The following is a 24923-nucleotide window of genomic DNA, read 5'->3' as shown; positions in this document are numbered from 1 at the left end:
GGGGTTATAAAAAAGAAGATAATATGATATATAATATAAAATGGAGATTGTTTTTATAGGTTCTTTAGATATTGGAAAATTGTTGTATAAAGTAAGTTATACCATGTTATTTAATTAAATTTTATATATTGACAAAGGATAAGGTGATGATCATGGAAATTTATTTGGATAATAGCTCGACTACAAAACCAAGAGATGAAGTAATTGAAGAAATGACTTTTATGCTTAAAACTTGCTATGGGAATCCTTCTTCTCTTCATAGAATGGGGTTTGATGCAGAGAAAAAGGTAAAATGGGCAAGAAATATAATTGCCGATTTTTTAAAAATAAGAAGTGATGAATTATTTTTTACTTCCGGAGGTACAGAAAGTAATAATTTAGCAATCCAAGGGATAATAAATAAAAATTTAAGATATGGCAATCACATTATTACTTCAAAGATAGAACATCCTTCTGTGCTTGATATTTTTAAAAACTATGAGAACAGGGGGTTAAGGGTTACTTATTTGGATGTAGATAAAGACGGGATTATAGATTTAGAAGAGCTTGAAGAAAGCATAGATGATGAGACTATTCTTATAGCTCTTATGCTGGTTAATAATGAGATCGGCTCAATTGAACCGGTGGAAAAAGTAAAAAAAATTTTGATGAGAAAAAGAAGTAAATCTTTTTTCCATGTAGATGGAATACAAGCCTTTGGAAAAATTCCATTACATTTAAAAGAATGGGGAATAGACTCTTTTTCTTTTAGCGGTCATAAAATTCATGGTCCTAAAGGGACAGGAGGATTATATCTAAATAAAAACGTAATTTTAAATCCTCTGATTTTTGGAGGAGGGCAGGAAAGAGGAATCAGATCCGGTACCGAGAATGTTCCGGGGATAGTAGGAATGGGAAAAGCAGTGGAGATATTGGATAACGAATTTTTTGAAGCAAGAGAAAAAGTGACGGAATTAAAAAAATATTTTATCGGAAGATTAAAAAATGAAATTAGTGATATAAAAATTAATAGTGGAATTGATGAGAGATTTTCTCCGTTTATACTTAATGTTTCATTTATGGGGATAAGAGGAGAAGTTCTCCTACATTATCTTGAAGAAAAGGGTATATATATTTCTACAGGTTCCGCTTGCTCTTCTCACAGCAAAGAAAAAAGTCATGTGTTAAAATCTATAGGCCTTAAAGACAGAGAAATAGAAGGAACTGTGAGATTTAGTTTTTCGGCTATGAATACAAAGAAAGATTTAGATTATACTTTAGATGTACTGAAAGATTCTTTGGAAGAAATAAGACAAATAACTAAGAGGTGATGAAATGGAGAACGTGATAAGTGTAAGTTTAGGCGAGATAGCATTAAAGGGACTAAACAGAGGAAGCTTTGAGGCAGTTCTTATAAAGCAGATAAAAAAAGCAATAAAGGATTTTGGATTTTCAAATGTATATAAGGATCAGGGAAAGATATATATTGAAGCTGATGAAAGGTATTTTAGTTTAATAGTTAAGAGGCTTACAAAAGTTTTTGGAATTGTATATATCAGTCCATGCTTAAGAGTGGAGAAAAATATTGAGAGTATAGAACAGGCTGCCAAAATAATGATGATGAAAGCAATTGATGAAAAAAAAGTGAGCACCTTTAAAGTAAAGACAAATAGAGTTGATAAGGAATTTCCGATAAAATCTCCTGAGTTTTCAGGAAGGATAGGAGAGGTTTTATTAAAGACTTTTGATGATATAAAAGTAGATGTTCATAATCCTGACACATTTTTGTATATAGATATTAAAAAAGAGTGCTACGTATATACTGAGAAAGTTAAGGGCTATGGAGGGCTCCCTGTGGGAACAAACGGCAAAGGCCTTCTTTTGTTATCAGGAGGTATTGACAGTCCTGTAGCGGGATTTTTGATGGCGAAAAGGGGAGTCAAATTAAGTATAATTCATTATCACAGTTATCCCTTTACAAGTGAAAGATCAGAACAGAAAGTTAAAGAATTGGCAGAGATGCTTACTCATTTTAATGGAGAAATAAAGTTTTATAGCATTAATATATTAAATATCCAGAAAGCTATTCACGAAAGTTGCCCTGAAGACGAGATGACCATTATTTCGAGGAGATTCATGATGAGGATAGCAGATATGGTAGCGGAAAAAGAGGGTTGCGATGCAATCATAACGGGAGAAAGTTTAGGACAGGTTGCAAGCCAGACCATAGATGGGATTAAGGTAACGGACAATATTGTGGATAGGCCCGTTTTTAGGCCCCTGATAGGTTTTGATAAAGTAGAGATAATTAAAATAGCGAAGGATATAGAAACTTATGAGAAATCCATAGAACCTTTTGATGATTGCTGTACCGTATTTTTACCAAAGCACCCTGTGACCAGACCTAAAATAGAAACTATTGAAGAATCCGAAAAAAAATTGAATATAGATGAATTGATTGAGGAAGCGTTAAATAAAATAACAGTAACAATTATTAAATAATGCTGTTAAAGCTAATCATTCGCATTTAGAAGATATTGTATTTTTTTATTGACATTGGTGTCATTTATGTTAAAATAAGAATAGATATTAATTAGATATTAATAATCCATGGAAAGGAGGGAATAAAAAGTTTGCCAAAAGTTGTTAATTATGAAGAAAGGAAAGCAGAGATTATAGAAAAGGCTAAGGCACTATTTATTAAAAGAGGATATTTTAATACAAACATTTCTGATATTTCTAATAGTTGTGGATTTGGCAGAACTACAATATATCAATATTTTAAAAATAAGGACGAGATATTTTATTATGCTATAAGTGAAACGTTGGAAGAAATTAAAGGTAAAGTGGAAACTATTGTAACGGATAAAGATCTTACAATTGTGGAAAAACTAAAAAAACTGGTATTTGAATTAACTAATGAATATGAATATAATCATGTATTTATTATTGTTGCGGAAATATGTGTGATATTAAAAATGGAGAATAACAAAATAGTAAATAAGATTAAAGAATATTTTCAAGAGATAATGGATTCTATTAACGACCTCATATCTCAGGGAATTGAATCAAAAGAAATTAAACCTATTGATAGTGAAGGAATGGCAGAAACAATATTTTCTTTTATCAATTCTTTTATTATCCAACAGGATTCATATAGTGACATTGATTTTAAAAAAAGATTGAGCTCCCTTAATATTTTAATTGATGGGTTAAGAGCTTAATTATGTTAAGGAGGAATTTATTGTGGTAAATGTAAAGCAAATTGTAAGTACTGCATTAATGAATGAAGGACTAAAATATATTGAAAAGGATCCTATGGCAAACTTGCCTAAACTTGTTGACTGGGCCGGAAAGATTGTCACCTTGGATAATCATAAAAAACATGTAGAAACTTTCAGGAAGATTGTAAATGATCCTACCAGTAACTGGTATAAATTAATAGAAAGATTTTTTGATGAGTTGTCGCCCAGTACCAGAAAGAAATTTTTAATAAATTATATGGTTAATTCAGGTATGGTCGGTATTCCTATTGAAAAGAAAATGCAGGAAAAATATCATTGCAATGTTCCTTGGGCAATACTTATGGATCCTACCAGTGCCTGCAATTTAAAGTGTACAGGATGCTGGGCTGCAGAATACGAAAAGACGGATTCTATGAGTTTTGATACTTTGGATAGGATAATAAATGAAGGAAAAGAACTTGGAATATATATGTATATATATTCCGGAGGAGAACCTTTAGTGAGAAAAAATGATCTGATACGTCTTGCGGAAAAACATAGCGATTGTGCTTTCCTTTCCTTTACTAATGCCACATTAGTTGATGAAGAATTTGCTAAGAAACTTGGAGAGTTAGGTAACTTTGGACTTGCAATAAGCGTAGAAGGATTTGAAAAAGAAACGGATATGAGAAGAGGAAAAGGGACATTCCAAAGTGTAATGAATGCAATGGATTTTCTTAAAAAGTATGGAGTGGTGTTTGGATTTTCGACTTGCTATCATAAATATAATGTTGACGTAGTGGGATCAAAAGAATATTTAGAGATGCTTATAGATAAGGGATGTATGTTTGGATGGTATTTTACTTATATGCCCATTGGCAAGGATGCTGTGACGGATTTGATGGCAACTGCAGAGCAGAGAGAAGAGATGTATCATAGAGTAAGAGAATTCAGGGAAACTGAGCCGATATTTGTACTTGATTTTTGGAATGACGGAGAATATGTAGGTGGATGTATTGCCGGAGGAAGAAAGTATTTCCATATAAATGCCAGAGGAGATGTAGAACCTTGTGCGTTTATTCATTATTCCAATGTAAATATAAAAGATGTCAGCCTGATAGAAGCCCTTCAGTCTCCTATATTTAAGGAATATAATGAAGGTCAGCCATTTAACGGAAATCAGTTGAGACCTTGTCCTCTACTTGATAATCCTGAAAAATTGAAAGGTATGGTTGAAAGATCCGGAGCGGTATCAACCCAGCCTCTTGATAAGGAAGATGTTTATGATTTAACCGCAAAGACAGAAAAGGCTGCGGAAAAATGGGCAGAGACTGCAGATAAATTGTGGGATGAAACGTTAATAAGGAAAGGACAAAAAAAGAATGCAGTATAAAAAAAAGCCGATGCTTATCGGCTTTTTTTATAGCTAAAAATAAATAAATGTAGTATTATATATATGATAAATGAAGGAGGATGTTAAATGAAAAAAACACCCATTATTATTGTTATAGTAGTAGCTTTAATTTTGGTATTTGGTATTGTAAGCATATATAACAATCTTAATACATTGGAAGAAAATGTGGATAGTTCTTGGTCTCAGGTAGAGAATGTTTTAAAGAGAAGAGCAGACCTTATACCGAATTTAGTGAATACCGTAAAGGGATATGCTAATTATGAAAAAGAAGTACTGACAAGTATTACTGAAGCAAGAAGTAAATTTGAAAGCGCCAATACTCCGGGAGAATATGCGGAAGCCGACGGGCAATTAAGTGCAGCTGTAACCAAGCTGTATGCGGTAGCAGAAAATTATCCCGATCTTAAGGCAAGCAAAAATTTCTCTGATCTTCAATATGAGCTTTCAGGTACTGAAAACAGGATTGCGACTGAGAGAAGAAGATACAATGAAGCGGTACAAAGCTATAACTCCACTATAAGAAAATTTCCGACTAACATAGTTGCTAAGTTATTCGGTTTTGAGAAGAAAGCATATTTTGAAATAGATGCAAAGGATGCGGAAGTGCCGGATGTAAACTTTTAATGGGAGGATCTAAATGAAAAAAAGTGTTAAGGGCTTAATTGTATTATTTTTAATACTTTTAATAGGAACCAATATATCCTTTGCCGAAAAATTAAACCTTCCGGAAGCATCTCAAAATTTTTATGTCTATGATGAAGGCAATATATTAGACGCAGATGGAACTGACTACATTGTTTCTGTTAATGAAAATCTTTACAGAAAAACAGGTGCACAGGTTGTAGTCGCAATAGTTAATACCACAGGAGATACGGATATAAAAGAATATGCCAATAGACTATTCGAGAAATGGGAAATTGGAAGTAAGGAATATGATAATGGTATTTTGATTCTCATGGATTTGGAGAACAGAGAATTATGGATAGAAGTAGGATATGGTCTTGAAGGGCCTCTTCCTGACAGTAAAGTAGGAAGGATTATCGAAGATGAAATGATTCCTTCTTTTAAAGAGAATCAATATGAAAAGGGCATATTAAACGGTTTTAATTCCATTATTACCGTTATTGAAGATGAATACAATGTGGATGTGGGAAGAGAAAATGTTAATCAAAATATATATGAAAATTATTCTGAGAAAAATTTTTTTGGAGTAGGTAATATACTCCCTAAGATTTTAATCGTTATAGGAGTGATCGTCTTTCTGTTTATAGATTTTACCTTTTTCCACGGCTGGCTTACTTTCTTTATTTTAAGGAATATAGGCCGAGGCGGAAATGGAAGAGGTGGAGGAGACAGGGGCGGCGGCGGTTCTTCCGGAGGCGGGGGAGCCGGAGGAAGATGGTAAAAATAAAATCGGTATGATAAATACCGATTTTATTTTTTTGTGAAGAAAAAGATTTTTACACTAATTATTATTTATTAAATAAAAAATTTGCATATATTAAACAAAAAAATATGTTGTTATGCCTGTTTTATAGTATATTACTTTAATACAAGATAAAAAAGATACTCAAAAAACTATTGACTTTTTGGTAGCTTTTTTATTATAATAAACTGGTTAAAAGAATAGTTTAGTAATGATAAACAAATAATTTAATATATAGAGCAAACGTTAGAACGTTAGGAGGGAAAACGTGAAAATCGGAGATAAGATTAAACGTCTCAGAATTAAGAATTCTCTTACTCAAGAAGAATTGGCAGAGCGGTGTGAAATTACAAAAGGTTTTATTTCACAGGTAGAAAGAGACTTAACTTCTCCATCTATTGCTACTTTAGTTGATATACTTGACGGTTTGGGAACTAATCTAAAAGATTTTTTTAATGAAACCGAAGATGAAAAGATAGTGTTTTCACAAGATGATGCCTTTGTTACTGAAAATGAAGAATATAAATATATTCTCAAATGGGTAGTTCCAAATGCTCAAAAGAATTTAATGGAGCCCATTTTTGTTGAAGTTCAGCCGGGTGGAAGCACAAAGGAAGATTCACCTCATGAAGGAGAGGAATTTGGGTTTGTAATATCAGGTCATGTATTTATTCATATTGGAAATGAAAAGTATAAGGCAAAGAAAGGAGAAAGCTTTTATTTTAAGGCTAATTCTAATCACTATATTTCCAATGAGGGGAAACATGTTGCCAAGCTTATTTGGGTTAGTACTCCCCCCAGCTTTTAATATATAGAAGAGGTGATTAACTTGGAGAAAAACTGGATTATTGATTTAGTTGGCGTTTCTAAGAAATTTGGTGAATCGGAGGCTTTAAAGGATATTAACTTATATGTGAGAAGAAATGAATTCTTAACTCTTTTAGGTCCCAGTGGATGTGGGAAGACAACAACTCTTAGAATAATCGGAGGGTTTGAGCATCCCACTAAGGGAAAGGTTATATTTGAAGAAAAGGATATCACAGATGTACCTCCTTATCAAAGACAAATAAATACGGTTTTTCAAAAGTATGCATTATTTCCTCATTTAAATGTGTTTGAAAATATAGCATTCGGGCTAAAGATTAAAAAAATCAGTAAATCGGAAATAAGAGATAGTGTGAGCTATATGTTAAAATTAGTAAATTTAGAGGGCTTTGAAAAGAGGCCCATCGAATCTTTGAGCGGAGGACAACAACAGAGGGTGGCAATTGCCAGAGCTTTAGTTAACAAGCCTAAGGTGTTGCTTTTGGATGAACCCTTGGGAGCTTTGGATTTGAAGCTCAGGAAGGGAATGCAATTAGAGCTGAAAAAGATGCAGAAGAGGATAGGAATAACCTTTATATATGTAACTCATGATCAGGAAGAAGCTCTTACAATGTCCGATACAGTCGTAGTAATGGACAAGGGCAAGATTCAGCAGATAGGGACCCCTGTTGATATATATAATGAACCTAAGAATATCTTTGTAGCCAATTTTATCGGGGAGAGCAATGTAATAGACGGCATTATGCATGATGATTTTATAGTGGAAATTCAAGGGGTTGTGTTTGATTGCGTAGATAAGGGATTTGATAAAGACGAAGCGGTAGATGTAGTTATAAGACCTGAGGATATTGAAATAGTATCAGCGGAGGAAGGACAATTAAAGGGAAAAATTACCTCCGTGACTTTTAAAGGAGTACATTATGAAATGATTGCTGAAAGTGGAAATTTTTCATGGAAGATTCAAAGTACCGTTATGAAACCTGTTGATGCGGAAATAGGGATGAAAATAATTCCGGAAAATATACATATTATGAAGAAGGTGAAAAATAATTGAAAAACAAAGGGTTATCATATCTTTATATTTTTTGGATGATAATGTTTACGATAATTCCTCTGCTTCTTATTCTGTTATTTAGCTTTACTTCAGGTGATATACAAAATATAACCGAGCTTAAATTCACTCTTACAAATTATAAAAGATTCTTTGATCCTGTATATATAAAAATATTGTTAAAATCCATAAATTTAGCATTGAGGTCTACTGTTATTTGTTTGATTTTGGGATATCCTATAGCATTGATTATCTCAAGAGAAAATATAAAGAAAAGAAATGCAATGATTCTTCTATTTGTACTTCCTATGTGGATGAATTTTCTCTTGAGAACTTACGCATGGAGAGCTATTTTGGGTAAAAACGGATTTATAAATTATATAATTCAAATGCTGGGATTTTCATCCGCAAATCTGATATACAATGACGGAGCTGTTATCTTGGGAATGATATATAATTTTTTGCCCTTTATGGTTCTTCCTATTTATTCCGTACTTATAAAAATAGATAACAATTTAATTGAAGCGGCAGAGGACCTTGGAGCCAATAAATTTAAAACTTTTTTAGGAGTTACCTTTCCTTTAAGCGTACCGGGAATAATGTCCGGAGTAACTATGGTATTTATGCCGGCTGTCAGTACATTTGTAATATCAAGACTTCTGGGGGGAGGACAATATATGCTTATAGGGAATTTGATAGAGCAGCAGTTTTTATGGGTTGGAGACTGGAACTTCGGTTCGGCAATTTCCATTATAATGATGCTTATAATATTACTATCGATGGGATTGACAGCTGTATTTGACAAAAATAAAGATAAAGAAGGAGGGAGCTTATGGTAGAAAAGGCACTGAAAAAATTTTATGTATTCTTGATATTTGTATTTTTGTATGCTCCCATTATAATACTCATAATATTTTCCTTTAATAATTCCAAAACTTTAAGTAAATGGGATGGTTTTACTTTTAAGTGGTATTTGGAGTTATTCAAAGATGATGAAATAATGAAATCTTTATACTATACAATTGTAATTGCATGTCTTTCATCGGTGATTTCTACACTAATAGGGATATTTGCAGCTTTGAGTATACATAATATGAAAGGATTTAAAAAGAAAATTATCTTAAATATAAATTATTTGCCTGTTTTAAATCCGGATATAGTTACGGCCATATCCTTTATGACTTTATTTAAGTTTATGAGTATGAATTTTGGATTTATGACTATGCTTTTATCTCATATAGCCTTTAATGTTCCTTATGTAGTATTATCAATACTTCCTAAACTGAAACATATGAATAAATATTTAGAGGAGGCAGCAATGGATTTGGGGGCGACTCCTTTGTACGCTTTGAGAAAGGTTATAATTCCCGAAATAATGCCGGGGATTATAACAGGAGGGCTTTTGGCATTTACTTTATCTATTGACGATTTTGTTATCAGTTTTTTTAATACCGGTAACGGCGTTACTAATTTGAGCATTACCGTATATTCCATGGCAAGGAGGGGTATAAAGCCAGAGTTAAACGCACTTTCAACAATAATGTTTTCAACTGTTCTTATACTCCTTTTATTGATAAATAAAAGAAATTCAAAGGAAGATGGAGGTGGGTTAATGTGAGCAAGATAGTAAGAAAATTTGTATTTGTTGCCGTAATAGTTTTTGTGACTTTAGTAGGTGTTTCCTGTAAGAAAGATGATAAAGCTGTACTCAATGTTTATAACTGGGGAGATTATATTGATCCCGATACAATTGATGAATTTGAAAAGGAATTCAATATTGACGTTAATTATGATACCTTTTCTACCAATGAAGATATGTATGTAAAGATCAAATCCGGAGGAGGAAATTATGATGTGCTGTTTCCTTCGGACTATATGATTGAAAAGATGATTAAAGAAGATATGCTTTTGGAATTAGACATGAATAATATTCCCAACTATAAAAATATAGATGATAAATTTAAAAATTTAGATTTTGATCCGAAAAATGAATATTCGGTTCCTTATATGTGGGGAACTCTGGGAATTATATATAATAAAAAGTTTGTCAATGAAAAAATTGACAGCTGGAATGCTTTATGGGATGAAAAGTATAAAGGCCAGATACTTATGCTTTTCAGTCAAAGGGATTCTCTGACGGCTGCATTTAGAAGGCTCGGCTATTCTATAAATACCAAAAATCCCGAAGAACTTTTAAAGGCTAAAGATGAACTTATAAAGCAGAAACCATTGGTGTATGCATACGTAGGAGATGAAGTCAAAGACCTGATGATTGGAGAAGAAGCAAATTTAGCAATTGTTTGGTCTGGGGATGCGGCATATATGATAAAAGAAAATAACAATCTGGAATATGTGGTACCTAAAGAGGGTTCTAATTTGTGGTTTGATAATGTTGTGATACCTAAAGGAAGCAAACATAAGAAAGAGGCGGAAGAATTTATAAATTTTTTGTGCAGAGGGGATATAGCAGCAAAAAATGCCGAATATATCGGGTATTCTTCTCCCAACAAAGAGGGGGTGAAACTTTTACCTAAAGATATTCAAAATGATAAAGTAGCATATCCGGATGAAGAAACTATAAATAATTGTGAAATATTCACGGATCTCGGGGATTTTGTTAAAGAATATGACAGAATCTGGACTGAAATTATAGGTGACTAAATATATAAAAGACTTAAAAAGACGAGTAAAAAATAACAGCCGTTATTTTTTACTCGTCTTTTCTTTTAATTTTATGGTATGATTGAATTATGTTAAACAACTATTAAGAGAGTAAATAACGAGGGGGATAAGTTTATGAATGAAAAGTATAAGTATTTAATAATAGGAAACGGAATCTCATGTTTGTCGGCAATAAGAGAAATAAGGAAGAATGATAAAGAGGAAACTATTGCTGTGATCTCAAAAGAACCATATCTTACATATTACAGAATTAAACTGACAGAATGTATAAGCAAAGATTTTAAAGATGAAGAACTTCTTGTCAATAAACAAGAATGGTATGATGAAAAGAAAGTGAAGGTTGTATTAAATAAAATTGCAAAGAAAATCAATGTAACTGAGTCGAGCATAGAATTAGACGACGGAATGAAAATTTTTTATGAAAAGCTGTTGTTAACTGTGGGAAGCAGTCCTTTTTTCCCTCCGATAATCCGAAAGTGTGAAGATGGAATTTTCGCTTTGAGGACAATAGAAGATCTGAGGCATATTAAGGAATATTTTAATCATTGTAAAAGTATTACTGTTATAGGAGGAGGACTTTTAGGTTTGGAAGCAGCATGGTCAATAAAAAATTTACAGAAAGAAGTAAACGTAATAGAGTTTTCTCCTTTTTTGCTTCCTAATCAATTAGATGAAGAGATATCTCGAAAGTTAGAAAGAAAATTGTTTGATATGGGCATCAATATATATTTAAATTCCTCTTGTGAAGAGATACTTGGAGAAGATGAGGTTAATGGGATTAAGTTAAAGAATAACGGAGAAATACATACGGATGCAGTGTTATTTTCAACTGGTGTAAGATCTAATCTGGGTTTGGTAAGGGAAACCGATATAGATTTTGACAGAGGTATAAAAGTTGATAGCCATATGAGAACAAATTTAAAAAATATTTATGCCGCAGGAGATGCAGCACAAGTAGATGGAAAGGTATTGGCTCTTTGGAGTGCCGGAAATGAGCAGGGAAAAGTTGCGGGGGCCAATATGTCGGGAGGAGAGAGAGAATATACTTCGGCGATTCCTTATACTACATTGGAGATAGGAGATGTTTCTTTATTTTCGGCAGGGAACATAAAAATTTATGATGATTTGTATGAATTTAGGGACGAAAATAACGGTATTCATCATAAACTTTTTTCATGTGACGGAAAAATAACAGGAGTTATTTTATTTGGAGATATAAAGGGAATGAATAAGTTTAGGAAAGCTGTTATAGATAAGGAGGATGTTAAAAAATGCTTAGAAGATAATGTTGGTTTCAGAAAAATATAAAATTTGAAATTTAATATATTTTATTATATGTGAAAGGAAAGGAATAAATAATATGAAATATATAGAAAACAATTCGAATGATCCTCATTATAATCTTGCTTTAGAAGAATATGTATTTAAAAATTTGGATATAGATGAGGACTATGTAATATTGTGGATAAATGAGCCATCTATTATTGTAGGAAAAAATCAAAATACCATTGAAGAAATAAATATGGATTTTGTTAGGAAAAACAACATCAATGTAGTAAGAAGGATAACGGGAGGAGGAGCGGTATATCACGATTTCGGAAATTTAAACTTTTCTATTATTACCAAATCCGGACCTTTGGAAAAAATTGATTTTAAAAAATATAATGTTCCCATAGTAAATGCGTTAAAAAGAATTGGAATTCAATGTGAGCTTTCAGGAAGAAACGATATCACTATAAATGGGAAAAAATTTTCTGGAATAGCACAAAGTATAATAAAAGGCAGGGTGCTGAATCATGGTACTTTACTTTTTGATTCTCAGTTGGATGTTTTGACAAAGGCTTTAAATGTAAGAGCTGAAAAGATAGAGTCTAAAGGAATTAAATCCGTAAGAAAACGCGTGACAAATATAAGCCCCTATATGAAGGAAAAAATAACTATCTTTAAATTCAGAGAAATTCTTCTTAATTATATATTTGAAGCGGAAGGGCAGCCTGTGGAAATATATAGTCTTACTGAAGATGAAAAGAATGGTATTCAAAAACTGGCAGATAAAAAATACAACACATGGGATTGGAATTTTGGACGATCCCCTGAATTCAATTTTAAAAATTATAAGAAATTTGATGCTGGTTCTGTTGAAGTCTCTCTTCATGCGGTGGACGGAAAGATTCAAAATATTAAAATATACGGAGACTTTTTTGGAACGGAAGATATAGAAAAACTGGAAAATATGCTTATAGGTTTAAAATACGATGAATACGAAGTAAAAGAAAGGTTGAAAGATGTTGAGATAAATAAATTCTTAGGAAATATATCAAAGGATGAATTCATCTCTTGTATTTTCGATTAAACAGAGGAATGCTAATCATGTTTTGTTTGAGGTGATAATTTGAAATTGGTTTGTTTAGGCGATAGTATAACTTATGGTTACAGAGTAAGGAGAAAGGAATCCTGGGTATCATTATTATCTGAAAGATCAGGCATCTCTGTTGTTAATAAAGGGATTGTGGGAGATACCACTTCAGGCATGCTGTCAAGGTTTGAAAGAGATGTTCTAAGAGAAAAACCCACTCATGTGATGATAATGGGAGGGAGTAATGATTTTGTCTGTGAAATGCCTATTTCGATTGTTAAGGCCAACATTTTTTCTATGGTCTATCAATCATATCATTATGGAATATTGCCTTTATTGGGTATACCCATACCAATGGTTGCAGAAGAGGCAAAGAAGTTCTTCCAATTTAGTGATGACTTTGAAAAAATCAATTCAAATATAGAAGAATATAGAAATTGGCTGATAAATTTTTCTTCTTTGTCCCAATGTAAATATTTAGACCTTTATAGTATTTTTATTGACAGCAAAACTGAGAGTTTAAAAAGGGATCTATATATAGACGGCATACATCCGACTAAGGAGGGAAATTTGAAAATTTCCGATTATATAATGTCCGTTTTGAAACTGTAAAGTTTTATTTTAATATTTGCTTCTGAATATATTTGGACTTTGAATACAAGGAAAGGTGGCTAATATGATCGAAATACCTTATGAACAATATATCAGGGAAGTGGAATTATTAAGTTCCAATATCACCTCATATAATGAATATCCATTTAATTTACCGGCAGTTAGGAACTTATCGGTTCTTAATTTTCATCCTAATGTAACGTTTATTGTCGGAGAAAATGGAAGCGGTAAATCTACTTTGTTAGAAGCAATAGGTGTTGCCTATGGATTTAATCCTGAAGGGGGAACGAAAAATTTTAATTTTTCCACTGCAGATACTCATTCAGACTTATATAAATATATAAAAATTGTTAAAGGAGTAAAAAAGCCTAAAGGCGGATTCTTTTTACGGGCAGAAAGCTTTTATAATGTAGCAACAAATGTCGATGAATTGGAGAAAATAGATCCGGGACTAATCGACTATTATGGAGGGCGTTCTTTGCACAGACAATCTCACGGCGAATCCTTTATGGCATTGTTGATGAACCGTTTCAGAGGTAATGGAATTTATATATTAGATGAGCCGGAGGCAGCATTATCTCCAACAAGGCAGATGGCTTTAATTTCGAGAATGCATCAATTGGTAAAGGAGAACTCCCAATTTATTATAGCTACTCATTCACCAATTATTATGGCATATCCTAATGCCAAGATATATAATATTGATTTTAATTATAAAGAAGAAAAATATACTGATACGGATCATTATAAAGTTACAAAGGAATTTCTTAATAATACATCAAAGATGCTGAATATACTGTTAAATTGAGAATATAATAAGAGCTGTAAAATGATATCCGTGATTTATATTTTGTAAGGGAAGTAGTAAAGAGGCCTATGATTATACAACATATTGATTTTAGTATATTAAATTTTATTCAATTTTATCTTCGTTCTGATTTTTTGGATCATGTAATGATTGGAATTTCCAGACTTGGGAATGGGGAAGCTATAAGCTATTCTTTCCCGTCAGGCCATGCAGGGTCGTCTTTTGCTGTGGCAACGGTGATAAAATTCATTAATAAAAAATTTGCTGCATTTGTAATAATATTTTCAATACTTATGGCATTTTCGAGGTTATATTTATATGTTCATTTTCCGTCAGATGTTATTGCCGGAATATTGATTGGTATATCATGCGGTCTATTAGCGATAAAAATATATGATAAGTTTTATAATTTCATAAAGATGCAGAAATTATAGATATAACATTTTGTTCACCATATGCATACTTTAATAAAGAACCTATAAATAAAAAAGGCTTCTATTAAAACACCAATAAGCTAAGGAAGCCTTTTTTGAAACCCGTTTAAGGTCAAGTATGAATTAAGGGAAACAGGGACTTTTCCTATGGGTTATGAAAAAAGGGGAATTAGGAGGTATGTAATATGTGTTCGATATGTGGATATGTGGATTTTAACAAAAAGATAGATCCTAAGTATATAATGGAAATGAATTCTTCTTTATCTCACAGAGGACCGGATCAAAATGGGATTGCTTTTGGATTTGATTGGTGTTTTGGACATAACAGACTTGCCGTTATAGATGTGGAAAAGGGAATCCAGCCTATGATTTCAGAGAAGAACGGATATAAGTATACTATTATATACAACGGGGAACTGTACAATTCCTTAGAATTAAAGAATGAGCTTCTTTCATTGGGACACACCTTTAAGACTGACTGTGATACGGAAGTGGTGCTTCATGCTTATATGGAATGGGAAGAAGAATCTCCGAAAAGACTTAACGGTATTTTTGCCTATGGAATTTATGACGAGTTGAACCATCAGGTTTTCCTGGCAAGAGATCGGCTAGGAGTGAAACCTCTTTTTTATTCTCAAAAAGATTCCACAGTAATTTTTAGTTCGGAAATAAAAGCAATATTAAAATATGAAGGAATGAAAGCCGAGATAGATAGAAAAGGGTTTATGGAAGTTGCTTGCCTTCTTCCAACTCGTGTGCCGGGCAGCGGAGTATTCAAAGGGATAAATGAATTGGAACCTGCTTCTTTTATGATTATTAAAAAAGATAAACTTATAATTCAAAAATATTGGGAAATAGAACCAAAACGAAATACCCATACTTATTCGGAAGCAGTTGTATATTTGAGAGAACTTTTGAGAGATACAGTGAGACGGCAAATAGTTTCGGATGTTCCTCTCTGCACTCTCTTATCGGGAGGGCTTGATTCCAGTACAATTACATGTATTGCATCAGAGGAATTGTCAAAGAGAAATGAAATCTTAAGGACTTATTCCTTTGATTATGAAGAAAACAATATATATTTTAAACCTAATTCTTTTCAACCGGACAGCGATAATAATTATTCCTTGGAAGTATCAAAATATTCTAAAACCGTTCATAAAGTTCTAACAGCACCTTTAAATACAGTTATAGATCTTCTCTATGAAGCGGTAGATAAAAGGGATATGCCGGGCATGGCTGATATAGATTCTTCCCTGATGTATTTTTGCGGTGAAATAAAGAAAAACCACACTGTGGCTCTTTCAGGAGAATGTGCGGATGAAATATTTGGCGGATATCCTTGGTTTCATAAGGAAGGAGTAATGAGCAAAAATATTTTCCCGTGGATATATTCTCTTAAGGACAAAATAGAATTGTTTTCTCCGGATATAATAAATTTAGAGGAATCCACATCTTATGTAAATAGTATATATGAGAAAAGTGTGTCATCTTGTCCGGTAATTGAAGGGGAAAATTATAGAGATAGAGAAAAAACCATAATATGTTGGTTGAATTTAAATTGGTTCATGGTTTCTTTATTGGAAAGAAAAGACAGAATGAGTATGGGCAGATCTCTGGAAGTAAGAGTACCCTTTGCAGACCATAGAATAGTCGAGTATGTTTTTTCCCTTCCTTGGAGCTATAAGTATAAGGACAATCAGCCTAAAAGTATCTTAAGGGATGCAGCTAAAGGGATAGTTCCTTTAAGTGTCGTGAATCGAAAGAAAAGTCCATATCCTAAAACGGTAAGCCCTAATTATGCCTCCAAAGTAAAATCTATTTTGGATGAGCGGTTAAATCATAAAGATTGTATATTGAGGGATATAATTAATATAAAAAAATTATCTCAGATATTGGAATCAAACACCCCATGGTTTGGCCAATTGATGTCTGGCCCCCAATTTATGGCTTGGCTTATTCAATTGGATTATTGGATAGAGAAATATGGAATAAATTTGATTAAATAGTTAGATATGAATAATCATTATCTATCTGAAATTTTTGATGATATTTGTCCATTACTTAAGATCGAAGTCTTAAGTAATGGACAAATAAAAGCTTAACATTAGGATAATTCAAATTTACCTGTACACAACTGATAATAACGGCCTTTTTGTGCGATAAGTTCTTCATGATCTCCCCGTTCAAGAATTGTACCATTTTCAAGAACAATAATTGCTTTTGCATTTCTTACGGTAGAAAGCCTATGAGCAATTACAAAAACTGTCCTGTTTTCCATCAGACGATCCATTCCGTCTTCAATTAGTTTTTCTGTATGGGTATCTATAGAACTCGTAGCTTCATCAAGAATTAGTACGGGAGGATCTAAAACTGCAGCCCTGGCAATAGCAATCAACTGACGCTGGCCTTGACTTAAGTTTGTTCCATCTTCTGATAACATTGTGTCATAGCCTTCGGGCAGACGCCTGATGAATGAATCCGCATTAGCCAGTTTTGCCGCTTCTATTACCTGTTGTCTGTCGGCATCCTGATTTCCGTATCGTATATTATCTATAATAGTTCCGGAAAACAAATGAGTATCCTGAAGGACAACTGCTATGGAATGACGCACATCATCTTTTTTGATTTTACGAACATCGATACCGTCGTAAGTAATACTTCCGGAATCCACATCATAGAATCGATTGATAAGATTCGCGATTGTTGTTTTTCCGGCACCGGTGGAACCTACAAAGGCGATTTTTTGCCCTGGTTTTGCATAAAGGTTTATTCCGTTGAGAATAGGGTGTCCGGGTTCATAACTGAATACTACGTCATGGAAACGTACATCTCCTTTTAGAGGTATGAGGTTAAATCCGCCTTTGGTATTTGGACATTTCCATGCCCAATTTCCAGTTCTACTGCTGTTTTCTTTCAGGACTCCTTCGGAATCTACAGTTGTATTGACCAAGGTAACTGTTCCTTTATCTATTTCCGGGGTTTCATCCATAATTTCAGAAATGCGTTCCGCACCGGAAAGAGCCGCAAGAATAAAGTTAAGCTGTTGAGAAAATTGATTTATAGGCATTGAAGTTTGGCGTACATAAACAAGGTAGGAAGACAAACTTCCAAGGTCTATTTGTCCGGAAATAGCTAAAAACGCACCTACACATGCGGAAATAGCATAGTTGAAATATGAAATACTTACAACTATCGGAACTAACATCCCGGAATAGGTTAATGCTCCTGTGGCAGCTTCTCTCAGATTTTCATTATGTGTGCAAAATTCTTTGAAATTTTTATCCTCATGATTAAAAACTTTGACTACCTTTTGTCCGCTTACCATTTCTTCAAGGAACCCATTTAAACTGCCCATATATTTTTGCTGATGAGAAAAATAGGTATGGCTCTTTTTTCCGCTGTATCTGAGAAAAATAAACATACAAAAAAATGATGTTAATACAATAGTCGACAATTTATAGTTTAAAATCAGGAGTATTATAAATGTAGCTACTATAGTAACAAAATTTTTTATGACTACGGTAAAGCTGTTGTTTAAAGCTTCTGCAACCGTATCTATATCGTTGGTAAAACGACTCATCAATTCACCATGAGTTTTTGCATCGAAAAATTTTAAAGGCAGGGTTTGTACCTTGGAAAAAAGGTCATCACGGATTTCCTGAATAATTTTTTGTGCCACTTTTACCATCAACTGAGTGTATCCATGGGTTGAGACTACACCGGCAAAATATATAATCCCGGTGAAAATAAGAATTTTAATGAGACCTTTCATATCCCCCGGAATAATATAGTCATTTATAATAGGTTTAATCATGTATGTCCCAAAGACATTGGTCAGAGCATTTATTATAACCAATACAAGGATAATCATAAGAGGGCCTTTATGTTTTTTCATATAACCCCAAAGAAACGCCATTGTTTTACGAATATTTTTCGGCTTTTCGTACTTCATAGTTTTTGCCATTACGCAGAGGCCTCCTTTTCCTGAAATTTATAAATATCCCTATAGATTATGTTTCTGAACAGCAATTCTTCATGGGTACCCATATCGTTGATTTTTCCATCTTTAAGTACTATGATAAAATCGGCGTTTTTTATGGAGCTGACACGTTGGGTAATAACTATTTTAGTAGTATCTTTTAGATTCTCTGCCATTCCCCTGTATATTTTTGCTTCTGTAGCTGTATCTACCGCGCTTGTTGAATCATCCAAAATAAGAATTTTTGGCTTTTTGAGAAGGGCCCTCGCAATACATAGTCTTTGCTTTTGACCACCCGAAATATTTACACCGCCTTGCCCTAAATTTGTATCATATTTCTCCGGCATCTTTTCGAGAAATTCATCTACACAGGCAATACGGCAGACTAAATCAAGTTCTTCATCTGTTGCATTTTCATTACCCCATTTCAAATTTTCACGAATTGTTCCGGAAAAGAGAGTATTTTTTTGTAAAACCATACCCACGGCATCGCGAAGATGAATGAGAGAATATTCTTTTACATTACGTCCGTCTATTTTTATGATTCCGGAAGTTACGTCATAAAGCCTTGGAATCAACTGCACCAATGTGGATTTTGCGGAACCCGTTCCGCCTATAATACCGACTGTTTGTCCTTTCTCAATATGTAGACAAATATCTGAAAGAACATATTCCTTGGCAGTTTCCTGATATTTAAAATACACATGCTCAAAATCTATTGTACCTTCTTTAATTATATAATCAGATGGACCTCCAATTATACCCAAAGGTTCATCCATAACTTCAAGAATACGGTCGGCGGAAGTCATGGACCGGCTCAACATTAAAAATACATTTGAAATCATCATAAGAGAATTAAGAATTTGAAGTACATAGCTTAAAAATCCGGTTAATTTTCCAACCTGCATTGTTCCCAAATTAATGAAGTTTCCTCCGAACCACAATATGCCGATAATGGTAGAATACATGACAAGCAAAAAGCAAGGCATGTTCATTACTGCATAATGGAAAGCCTCTTCGGAAGATTCCTTAAATTCTTTGTTGACTTTACTGAATTTGCCACATTCGTACCCACCTTTTACATATGATTTCACGGTTCTTATGGCTGTTAAATTTTCTTGAACGATAGAGTTTACTCTGTCAAGAGTACGCTGCATTTTTCTGTATATAGGCCCAAGCTTTTTTAAAATTAATATAAGGCAGACAGCTAATATCGGCATTGCTATTCCGAAAATCATTGCAAGCTGTGGATTCATTAAGATGGTCATTATCAATGCCAGTACCAGCATTACGGGACTGCGTACCACAGGACGTATTCCGTTGCATATTGCGTTTTGCATTATTGTGATATCACTTGTAAGACGCGTTATAAGTGACGGCGTACTGAAATGATCCATATTGGAAAAAGAAAAACTTTGTATCTTTTGATACTCCGCTTTTCTAAGTTCCGCTCCGAAACCCTGTCCTGCTTTTGCAGCTAAACGGGCATACATCACTCCTAAAAGAAGTGAAATAAGTGCACATACAATCATTGCAAGGCCTTTGCCCAAAATATAATTTTTGTCTCTATTGGCGACGCCTACATCGATAATATCGGACATAATCAACGGTATTACCAATTCAAATGCTGATTCAAGCATAACACAGACCATACTTCCGATTAGATGATATCGATATTTTCTAAAATAAATAAAAAAACGTTTCAGCACTTATTTACCTCCAATTATCTAAATAAATTTTTATTCAAGGATTTTATCTGTTAAATTATAATACATACGACTGAGATAGTCCAAAAATTGTTCTTGTTCTTCTTTTGTAAAACCCTGCAGAGAAACTTCTTCAATTTCCTTACAGAGACACAGCCATTTCTTATAGGCACTTTGTCCTTTTTCGGTAATTGAAACCGATTCTGCACGCTTTCGTTCAGCAGGAGCCGAACGTTTGATTAAGCCGTTTTGTGCCATATTATTTAGGAGCTGGGATACTGTTGCCGGTTCGATATCTAGTGCTATCGCTATTTCTTTTTGCATACAGCAATTATGTTCCGAGACATAAGTTAAAATTTTCGGCTGCCCTGGAGAAAGACCAATTTTTGTCATACCGGGGCGTGTCTTATTTTTCTGAGCATGAGAGGTTTTAACCAAAGCCATGTGTAGTCCAATAGACATAAATTTTCCTCCTTTATAATTAGTAAACTAATTGTTAGTAACCTAATTATATTTTAATTAGACTTAAATGTCAAATAATACTTTTTTGGGACCCATTTACGAAAAATTTATATTAAAAAAATTATGATTCTTCTATGGGTTATAAAAAAGGAACCTATTTTTAATATTAATTTAAAATAAGTTCCTTTCCATATACTTTTATAATCTATAGGAAAATCCAATTTATTCTAATTTACATTTTCAGCAAATGGATTCCATTATATTTTGTCACTGTTCATCTTTTTTGTGAATACAAGGACAGCAATGACCGTAATAATAGCTGCATATACGATTACCCACCATAAATCTGATAAAATTAAAGAATAATTGCCGGAAATGGCGGCTCTTCCGGCATTGACAGCATGAAGGAAGGGAAGTGCCTCTGCAGTTTTTTTGAATGCGCCGCCGACCAGATCAATGTCAAACCAAGTTCCGGAAAGCCACGCGCTCAAATTCGTCAGCAGTGCACCGCATATACCGCCCACTTGCCTGTCATTGAATAAACTGCCGCAAAGCAAACCTATTGAAATGAACAAAACTGCTGCCGGAATTAATACGATGATGGTAAGCAATACATTCATGCTTGGGGCTAATCCCAAGAAAAATGCCACGACAAAACATACACAAACTTGCAGCATAGCCATAGGGAATAGGGGAAGCATATATCCGAAAATAAAATTACTTGATTTAAGGGGAGAAGCAAACAAACGCAGCATAAATGAACTGGTTCTGTCCTTTGCAATCAGCATACCTGAAAAAAGCGAAATAAAGGAAAGTCCAAAAACCGCAATTCCGGGAGTAAGGTGCTTAATTTCAAATAGTTTAACGGGAATATTTGATTGTATTGCTGATAGAAGTAAAAGCAGGATTACGGGAAAACCAATGCCAAAGGCTAAATTAATTCTGTCTCTCACAATTTCTTTTCCGTTTCGTGAAGCAAAAGCTAATGTTTTCATACATCCATACCTCCATTTTCTGCGATAGCAATAAAAGCATCCTCAAATTTTGTTGTATTTGTCTTTTTCAGCAGCTCGCTTACGGTACCTATTGCTTTTAACTCACCCTTTACCATAATGCCGATTCTGTCGGACAAAGATTCTGCTTCTTCTAAATAATGAGTGGTTAGAATAACCGTAACTTTACCTTTTAATTTTTTAATAATATTCCAGAGCTCTCTCCTTGCAAGTACGTCAAGACCAAGGGTAGGTTCATCAAGAAACAAGATTCGAGGTTCTGAAATTAATGCCATTGCAATACTAAGTCTTCTTTGCCAACCACCCGATAATATTTTTGCCTTGGTCTGTTCAATTTCGGAGAGATCAAAAGCTGATATAGTATTTTCGGCCTTTTGTCTGGCTTGTTTTTTGTTACTTCCGTATATTTCTGCAATAAATTCAAGATTTTCTTTGACAGTCAGATTAGGAGCTATGGCCGTTTCCTGAGGCGAAATGTTGATATGTTCTTTCACTTTTATTGGATTTGAGACGATGCTGTTACCGAAAATTATTCCATCGCCTTTTGTCGGTTTAGTAAGACATGATAACATTTTTATGGTGGTGGATTTTCCTGCACCGTTTACGCCTAATAAAGCAAACAGTTCTCCCTGTTCAATAGTTAGGTTAAGAGAATTGACAACTGTTTTTTCATTATATTTTTTTGTAAGATTAGTTGTTTGAATTGCTATCATTTCTTTTTCTCCTCATTGTCGCTGATTTTTTTAATTTCCTTTGCAAAAGTTAAATTGTCTTCATTGCTATGCTCGGGATAAATTTCTCTGCCCCTCCCACTTAAAATTTCATCTGCAATCTTGTCGAAAATACCTGTTCTTTCAATTGCAATACCTTTCTGGGCGTCGGCAAGTAAAATCAATGTATCTCCAGATTCAATTCCAAACATGTCACGAACTTCCTTAGGAATTACAATTTGACCTTTTGGGCCTACCTTGACTGAACCCATATATTTACCTGTGTTCTTAGATTTACTTTTCATATTAAAACCTCCAATAAGTTTTACATGTAATACTTGTATAACTAATTATACTTTTAAATTTAAATTTTGTCAATGAAAACCTCCGAATAATAACTTAATTTGAGGCCAAATGTTTCATTTACAGGTTAACTACTTTGATAATTTCATTATCTCAGCATAATATAAATATATGCTGTCGTTAAATAACTGTTTGGTTAACAGAAACGTATTTTTATTTTTTATTTTTTTATGTTATAATCGCAATTGGACTATTTAATTAAATTCAATAATTTAAAGGTGGAAATTTTATGAATACTAACAACAAATACAAATCAGTAATTGATATTAATTCCAAGAAATTGCCGGTTTTATATAAGAGCATATTAATAGGATTGGCAGTAGGTATTGTAGCATCTTTTTATCGTTTAGTTCTTATGAGTGGAGAAAAATTATGTTTTAGAGTATATGATTACATAGATAGTCATTTGATATTGTTCCCCTTTGTATTTATAATACTTTGTCTTCTCGGTTTTTTTGTAGGAATTTTGGTTTCAAAATATAAGATGATTAGCGGAAGCGGTATTCCTCAAGTTAAAGGAATTATAATGGGATATTTTAAGAATAATTGGTTCAGTACGTTAATTGCAAAATTTGGAGGAGGAGCTCTTTCTATATTATCAGGCCTTTCTTTAGGGCGAGAAGGACCGTCGGTTCAACTTGGAGCTTGTGTGGCTCAGGGAATAGGAGATAAATTTGCCGATTCTCAGACAGAGAAGAAGATACTGATTGCAAGCGGTGCAAGTGCAGGACTTTCGGCTGCCTTTAATGCTCCTCTGGCAGGGGCTATGTTTGCAATGGAAGAGATATTTAAATATTTTTCTCCTGTTATTTTATTGTCGACTATGACAGCAGCTGTTGTTTCTGATTTTATTGCCAGAGTTATTTTCGGAACCAGTCCCGTATTTAATTTTAACGTTCAAAATACCATACCGTTGAATAAATATTGGTTGCTTTTCATACTTGGAGCTATACTTGGAATTGCTGGAGCCTTTTATAATTATATATTATTAAAGAGCCAGAAACTTTATAAAAAAATCGGGAAATCCAATATAAAAGTCAGAATGATAATTCCATTTGCCTGTGCTGGATTATTGGGAATATTTTTCCCCATCGTATTGGGAAGTGGAAATAAAATAATCGGTCAACTTCAGTTATCCACGGGGATTAGGTTTTTATTTTTGATCCTTGCCGTTAAATTTATATTTTCTATGGTAAGCTTTGGCTCCGGTGCGCCGGGAGGAATATTTTTTCCTCTTCTCATTATGGGAGGGATTATCGGTGCAATTTGGGGAAATATTTCAATAAACTATTTAGGGTGTGACGAAAATTTATTTTACAATTTTATAATACTTGCTATGGCTGGATATTTCACATCGATTGTCCGAGCACCCATAACGGGTATTATCTTGCTGGTTGAGATGACCGGGTCATTTACTCATCTGTTATCCCTCACCGTAGTTGCAGTTTCGGCTTATGTAGTTGCTGATTTATTGAAAAGTGCACCTATATATGACTCTCTGCTGGAAAATCAAATTTCAGAATCCAAGATAGACACGGAATATGATAAAAGCAAGAAAATTACCATAGAAACAATTGTTCATCACGGTTGCCAAGCTGAGAATAAACTTGTAAAAGAAATTGCTTTTCCGAAGGAGTGCCTCCTTATTTCAATCAGACGGGGAGGAAGGGATATTATTCCTAAAGGAAATACGAGAATTTTGGGAGAAGATTATCTGGTATTTCTTATTAATTTAAATGAAGAACCTAAGGTAAGAGAGATATTAAACAGAATTACAACTTTACAGTAATTTATGACTTGGTTCATTTGATGGATTATTGGACAGAAAAATATAAAATAAATTTGATTAAATAATTCAGATATTAAAATTAGAGAA

24 protein-coding genes are annotated in these 24923 nt (G+C 33.5%); 18 read left to right on the top strand and 6 right to left on the bottom strand.

Annotated elements, in window-relative coordinates:
* Positions 1-152: 152 nt before the first annotated feature.
* From EQM13_RS12110 to asnB, 17 genes are all read left to right on the top strand, one after another.
* Positions 153-1310: a cysteine desulfurase family protein gene (locus tag EQM13_RS12110; RefSeq protein WP_128752818.1), complete on the top strand. Its 1158-nt coding sequence runs from the start codon at positions 153-155 to the stop codon at positions 1308-1310.
* A 4-nt stretch (positions 1311-1314) separates the two neighbouring features.
* On the top strand, positions 1315-2481 hold the full coding sequence (gene thiI, locus EQM13_RS12105) for a tRNA uracil 4-sulfurtransferase ThiI (RefSeq protein ID WP_128752816.1): 1167 nt from the start codon (positions 1315-1317) through the stop codon (positions 2479-2481).
* Positions 2482-2612: 131 nt separating this feature from the next.
* Positions 2613-3203, top strand: a complete 591-nt coding sequence (locus EQM13_RS12100; protein ID WP_128752815.1) for a TetR/AcrR family transcriptional regulator — start codon at positions 2613-2615, stop codon at positions 3201-3203.
* Positions 3204-3225: 22 nt separating this feature from the next.
* Positions 3226-4596: a radical SAM protein gene (locus EQM13_RS12095; protein ID WP_071140953.1), complete on the top strand. Its 1371-nt coding sequence runs from the start codon at positions 3226-3228 to the stop codon at positions 4594-4596.
* An 87-nt stretch (positions 4597-4683) separates the two neighbouring features.
* Complete coding sequence (locus EQM13_RS12090) at positions 4684-5241, top strand: LemA family protein (RefSeq protein WP_128752813.1); 558 nt, start codon at positions 4684-4686, stop codon at positions 5239-5241.
* A 13-nt stretch (positions 5242-5254) separates the two neighbouring features.
* Positions 5255-6022, top strand: a complete 768-nt coding sequence (locus EQM13_RS12085) for a TPM domain-containing protein (protein ID WP_071140955.1) — start codon at positions 5255-5257, stop codon at positions 6020-6022.
* Positions 6023-6311: 289 nt separating this feature from the next.
* A complete protein-coding gene (locus tag EQM13_RS12080) occupies positions 6312-6851 on the top strand; it encodes a helix-turn-helix domain-containing protein (RefSeq protein WP_114219052.1) in 540 nt (179 codons plus the stop codon).
* 21 nt (positions 6852-6872) lie between these two features.
* Positions 6873-7922 (top strand): spermidine/putrescine ABC transporter ATP-binding protein, encoded by a 1050-nt coding sequence (gene potA / locus EQM13_RS12075; RefSeq protein WP_128752811.1) that lies wholly within the window; start codon positions 6873-6875, stop codon positions 7920-7922.
* Positions 7919-8758: an ABC transporter permease gene (locus tag EQM13_RS12070; protein WP_170177315.1), complete on the top strand. Its 840-nt coding sequence runs from the start codon at positions 7919-7921 to the stop codon at positions 8756-8758. The genes potA and EQM13_RS12070 overlap by 4 nt, the downstream gene beginning before the upstream one ends.
* Positions 8752-9537: an ABC transporter permease gene (locus EQM13_RS12065; RefSeq protein WP_128752809.1), complete on the top strand. Its 786-nt coding sequence runs from the start codon at positions 8752-8754 to the stop codon at positions 9535-9537. Before EQM13_RS12070 ends, EQM13_RS12065 begins: the two co-directional genes overlap by 7 nt.
* Before the next feature lie 5 nt (positions 9538-9542).
* Positions 9543-10580 (top strand): ABC transporter substrate-binding protein, encoded by a 1038-nt coding sequence (locus tag EQM13_RS12060; RefSeq protein ID WP_240663033.1) that lies wholly within the window; start codon positions 9543-9545, stop codon positions 10578-10580.
* 135 nt (positions 10581-10715) lie between these two features.
* A complete protein-coding gene (locus EQM13_RS12055; RefSeq protein ID WP_128752806.1) occupies positions 10716-11909 on the top strand; it encodes an NAD(P)/FAD-dependent oxidoreductase in 1194 nt (397 codons plus the stop codon).
* Positions 11910-11961: 52 nt separating this feature from the next.
* Positions 11962-12954: a lipoate--protein ligase gene (locus EQM13_RS12050; RefSeq protein WP_128752804.1), complete on the top strand. Its 993-nt coding sequence runs from the start codon at positions 11962-11964 to the stop codon at positions 12952-12954.
* A gap of 39 nt (positions 12955-12993) precedes the next feature.
* A complete protein-coding gene (locus tag EQM13_RS12045) occupies positions 12994-13569 on the top strand; it encodes an SGNH/GDSL hydrolase family protein (RefSeq protein WP_128752802.1) in 576 nt (191 codons plus the stop codon).
* A 64-nt stretch (positions 13570-13633) separates the two neighbouring features.
* Positions 13634-14377 carry an AAA family ATPase gene (locus EQM13_RS12040; RefSeq protein WP_128752801.1) on the top strand — a complete coding sequence of 248 codons (744 nt, stop codon included), beginning with the start codon at positions 13634-13636 and terminating at the stop codon, positions 14375-14377.
* A gap of 68 nt (positions 14378-14445) precedes the next feature.
* Positions 14446-14811 carry a phosphatase PAP2 family protein gene (locus tag EQM13_RS12035; RefSeq protein WP_128752799.1) on the top strand — a complete coding sequence of 122 codons (366 nt, stop codon included), beginning with the start codon at positions 14446-14448 and terminating at the stop codon, positions 14809-14811.
* Between the two features lie 185 nt (positions 14812-14996).
* Positions 14997-16820 (top strand): asparagine synthase (glutamine-hydrolyzing), encoded by a 1824-nt coding sequence (gene asnB, locus EQM13_RS12030; protein ID WP_128752797.1) that lies wholly within the window; start codon positions 14997-14999, stop codon positions 16818-16820.
* Positions 16821-16918: 98 nt separating this feature from the next.
* On the opposite strand, the gene EQM13_RS12025 is transcribed toward asnB, so the two are convergent.
* The 6 genes from EQM13_RS12025 to EQM13_RS12000 all read right to left on the bottom strand — a co-directional run bounded on the left by EQM13_RS12025 (position 16919) and on the right by EQM13_RS12000 (position 22989).
* Positions 16919-18778, bottom strand: a complete 1860-nt coding sequence (locus EQM13_RS12025) for an ABC transporter ATP-binding protein (protein ID WP_128752795.1) — start codon at positions 18776-18778, stop codon at positions 16919-16921.
* On the bottom strand, positions 18778-20502 hold the full coding sequence (locus EQM13_RS12020; RefSeq protein WP_128752793.1) for an ABC transporter ATP-binding protein: 1725 nt from the start codon (positions 20500-20502) through the stop codon (positions 18778-18780). Before EQM13_RS12020 ends, EQM13_RS12025 begins: the two co-directional genes overlap by 1 nt.
* Before the next feature lie 30 nt (positions 20503-20532).
* On the bottom strand, positions 20533-20961 hold the full coding sequence (locus EQM13_RS12015) for a MarR family winged helix-turn-helix transcriptional regulator (RefSeq protein ID WP_128752791.1): 429 nt from the start codon (positions 20959-20961) through the stop codon (positions 20533-20535).
* Between the two features lie 257 nt (positions 20962-21218).
* A complete protein-coding gene (locus EQM13_RS12010; RefSeq protein WP_071140970.1) occupies positions 21219-21956 on the bottom strand; it encodes an ABC transporter permease in 738 nt (245 codons plus the stop codon).
* Positions 21953-22687, bottom strand: coding sequence for an ABC transporter ATP-binding protein (locus EQM13_RS12005; protein ID WP_128752789.1), 735 nt, complete (start codon positions 22685-22687; stop codon positions 21953-21955). Before EQM13_RS12005 ends, EQM13_RS12010 begins: the two co-directional genes overlap by 4 nt.
* The gene (locus EQM13_RS12000) at positions 22684-22989 is read right to left on the bottom strand and encodes an AbrB/MazE/SpoVT family DNA-binding domain-containing protein (protein ID WP_128752787.1); all 306 of its coding nucleotides are present in this window, start codon (positions 22987-22989) and stop codon (positions 22684-22686) included. Before EQM13_RS12000 ends, EQM13_RS12005 begins: the two co-directional genes overlap by 4 nt.
* 287 nt (positions 22990-23276) lie before the next feature.
* Here EQM13_RS12000 and EQM13_RS11995 point away from each other — a divergent pair, with 287 nt between their 5' ends.
* Positions 23277-24836 carry a ClC family H(+)/Cl(-) exchange transporter gene (locus EQM13_RS11995; protein ID WP_128752786.1) on the top strand — a complete coding sequence of 520 codons (1560 nt, stop codon included), beginning with the start codon at positions 23277-23279 and terminating at the stop codon, positions 24834-24836.
* The last annotated feature ends 87 nt before the right edge of the window (positions 24837-24923 follow it).

The sequence above is a fragment of the Acidilutibacter cellobiosedens genome (assembly GCF_004103715.1).
GTDB classification, from domain to species: domain Bacteria; phylum Bacillota; class Clostridia; order Tissierellales; family Acidilutibacteraceae; genus Acidilutibacter; species Acidilutibacter cellobiosedens.
The sequence above is the reverse complement of the archived record's forward strand: the minus strand, read 5'-3'. Positions and strand labels throughout refer to the sequence as shown.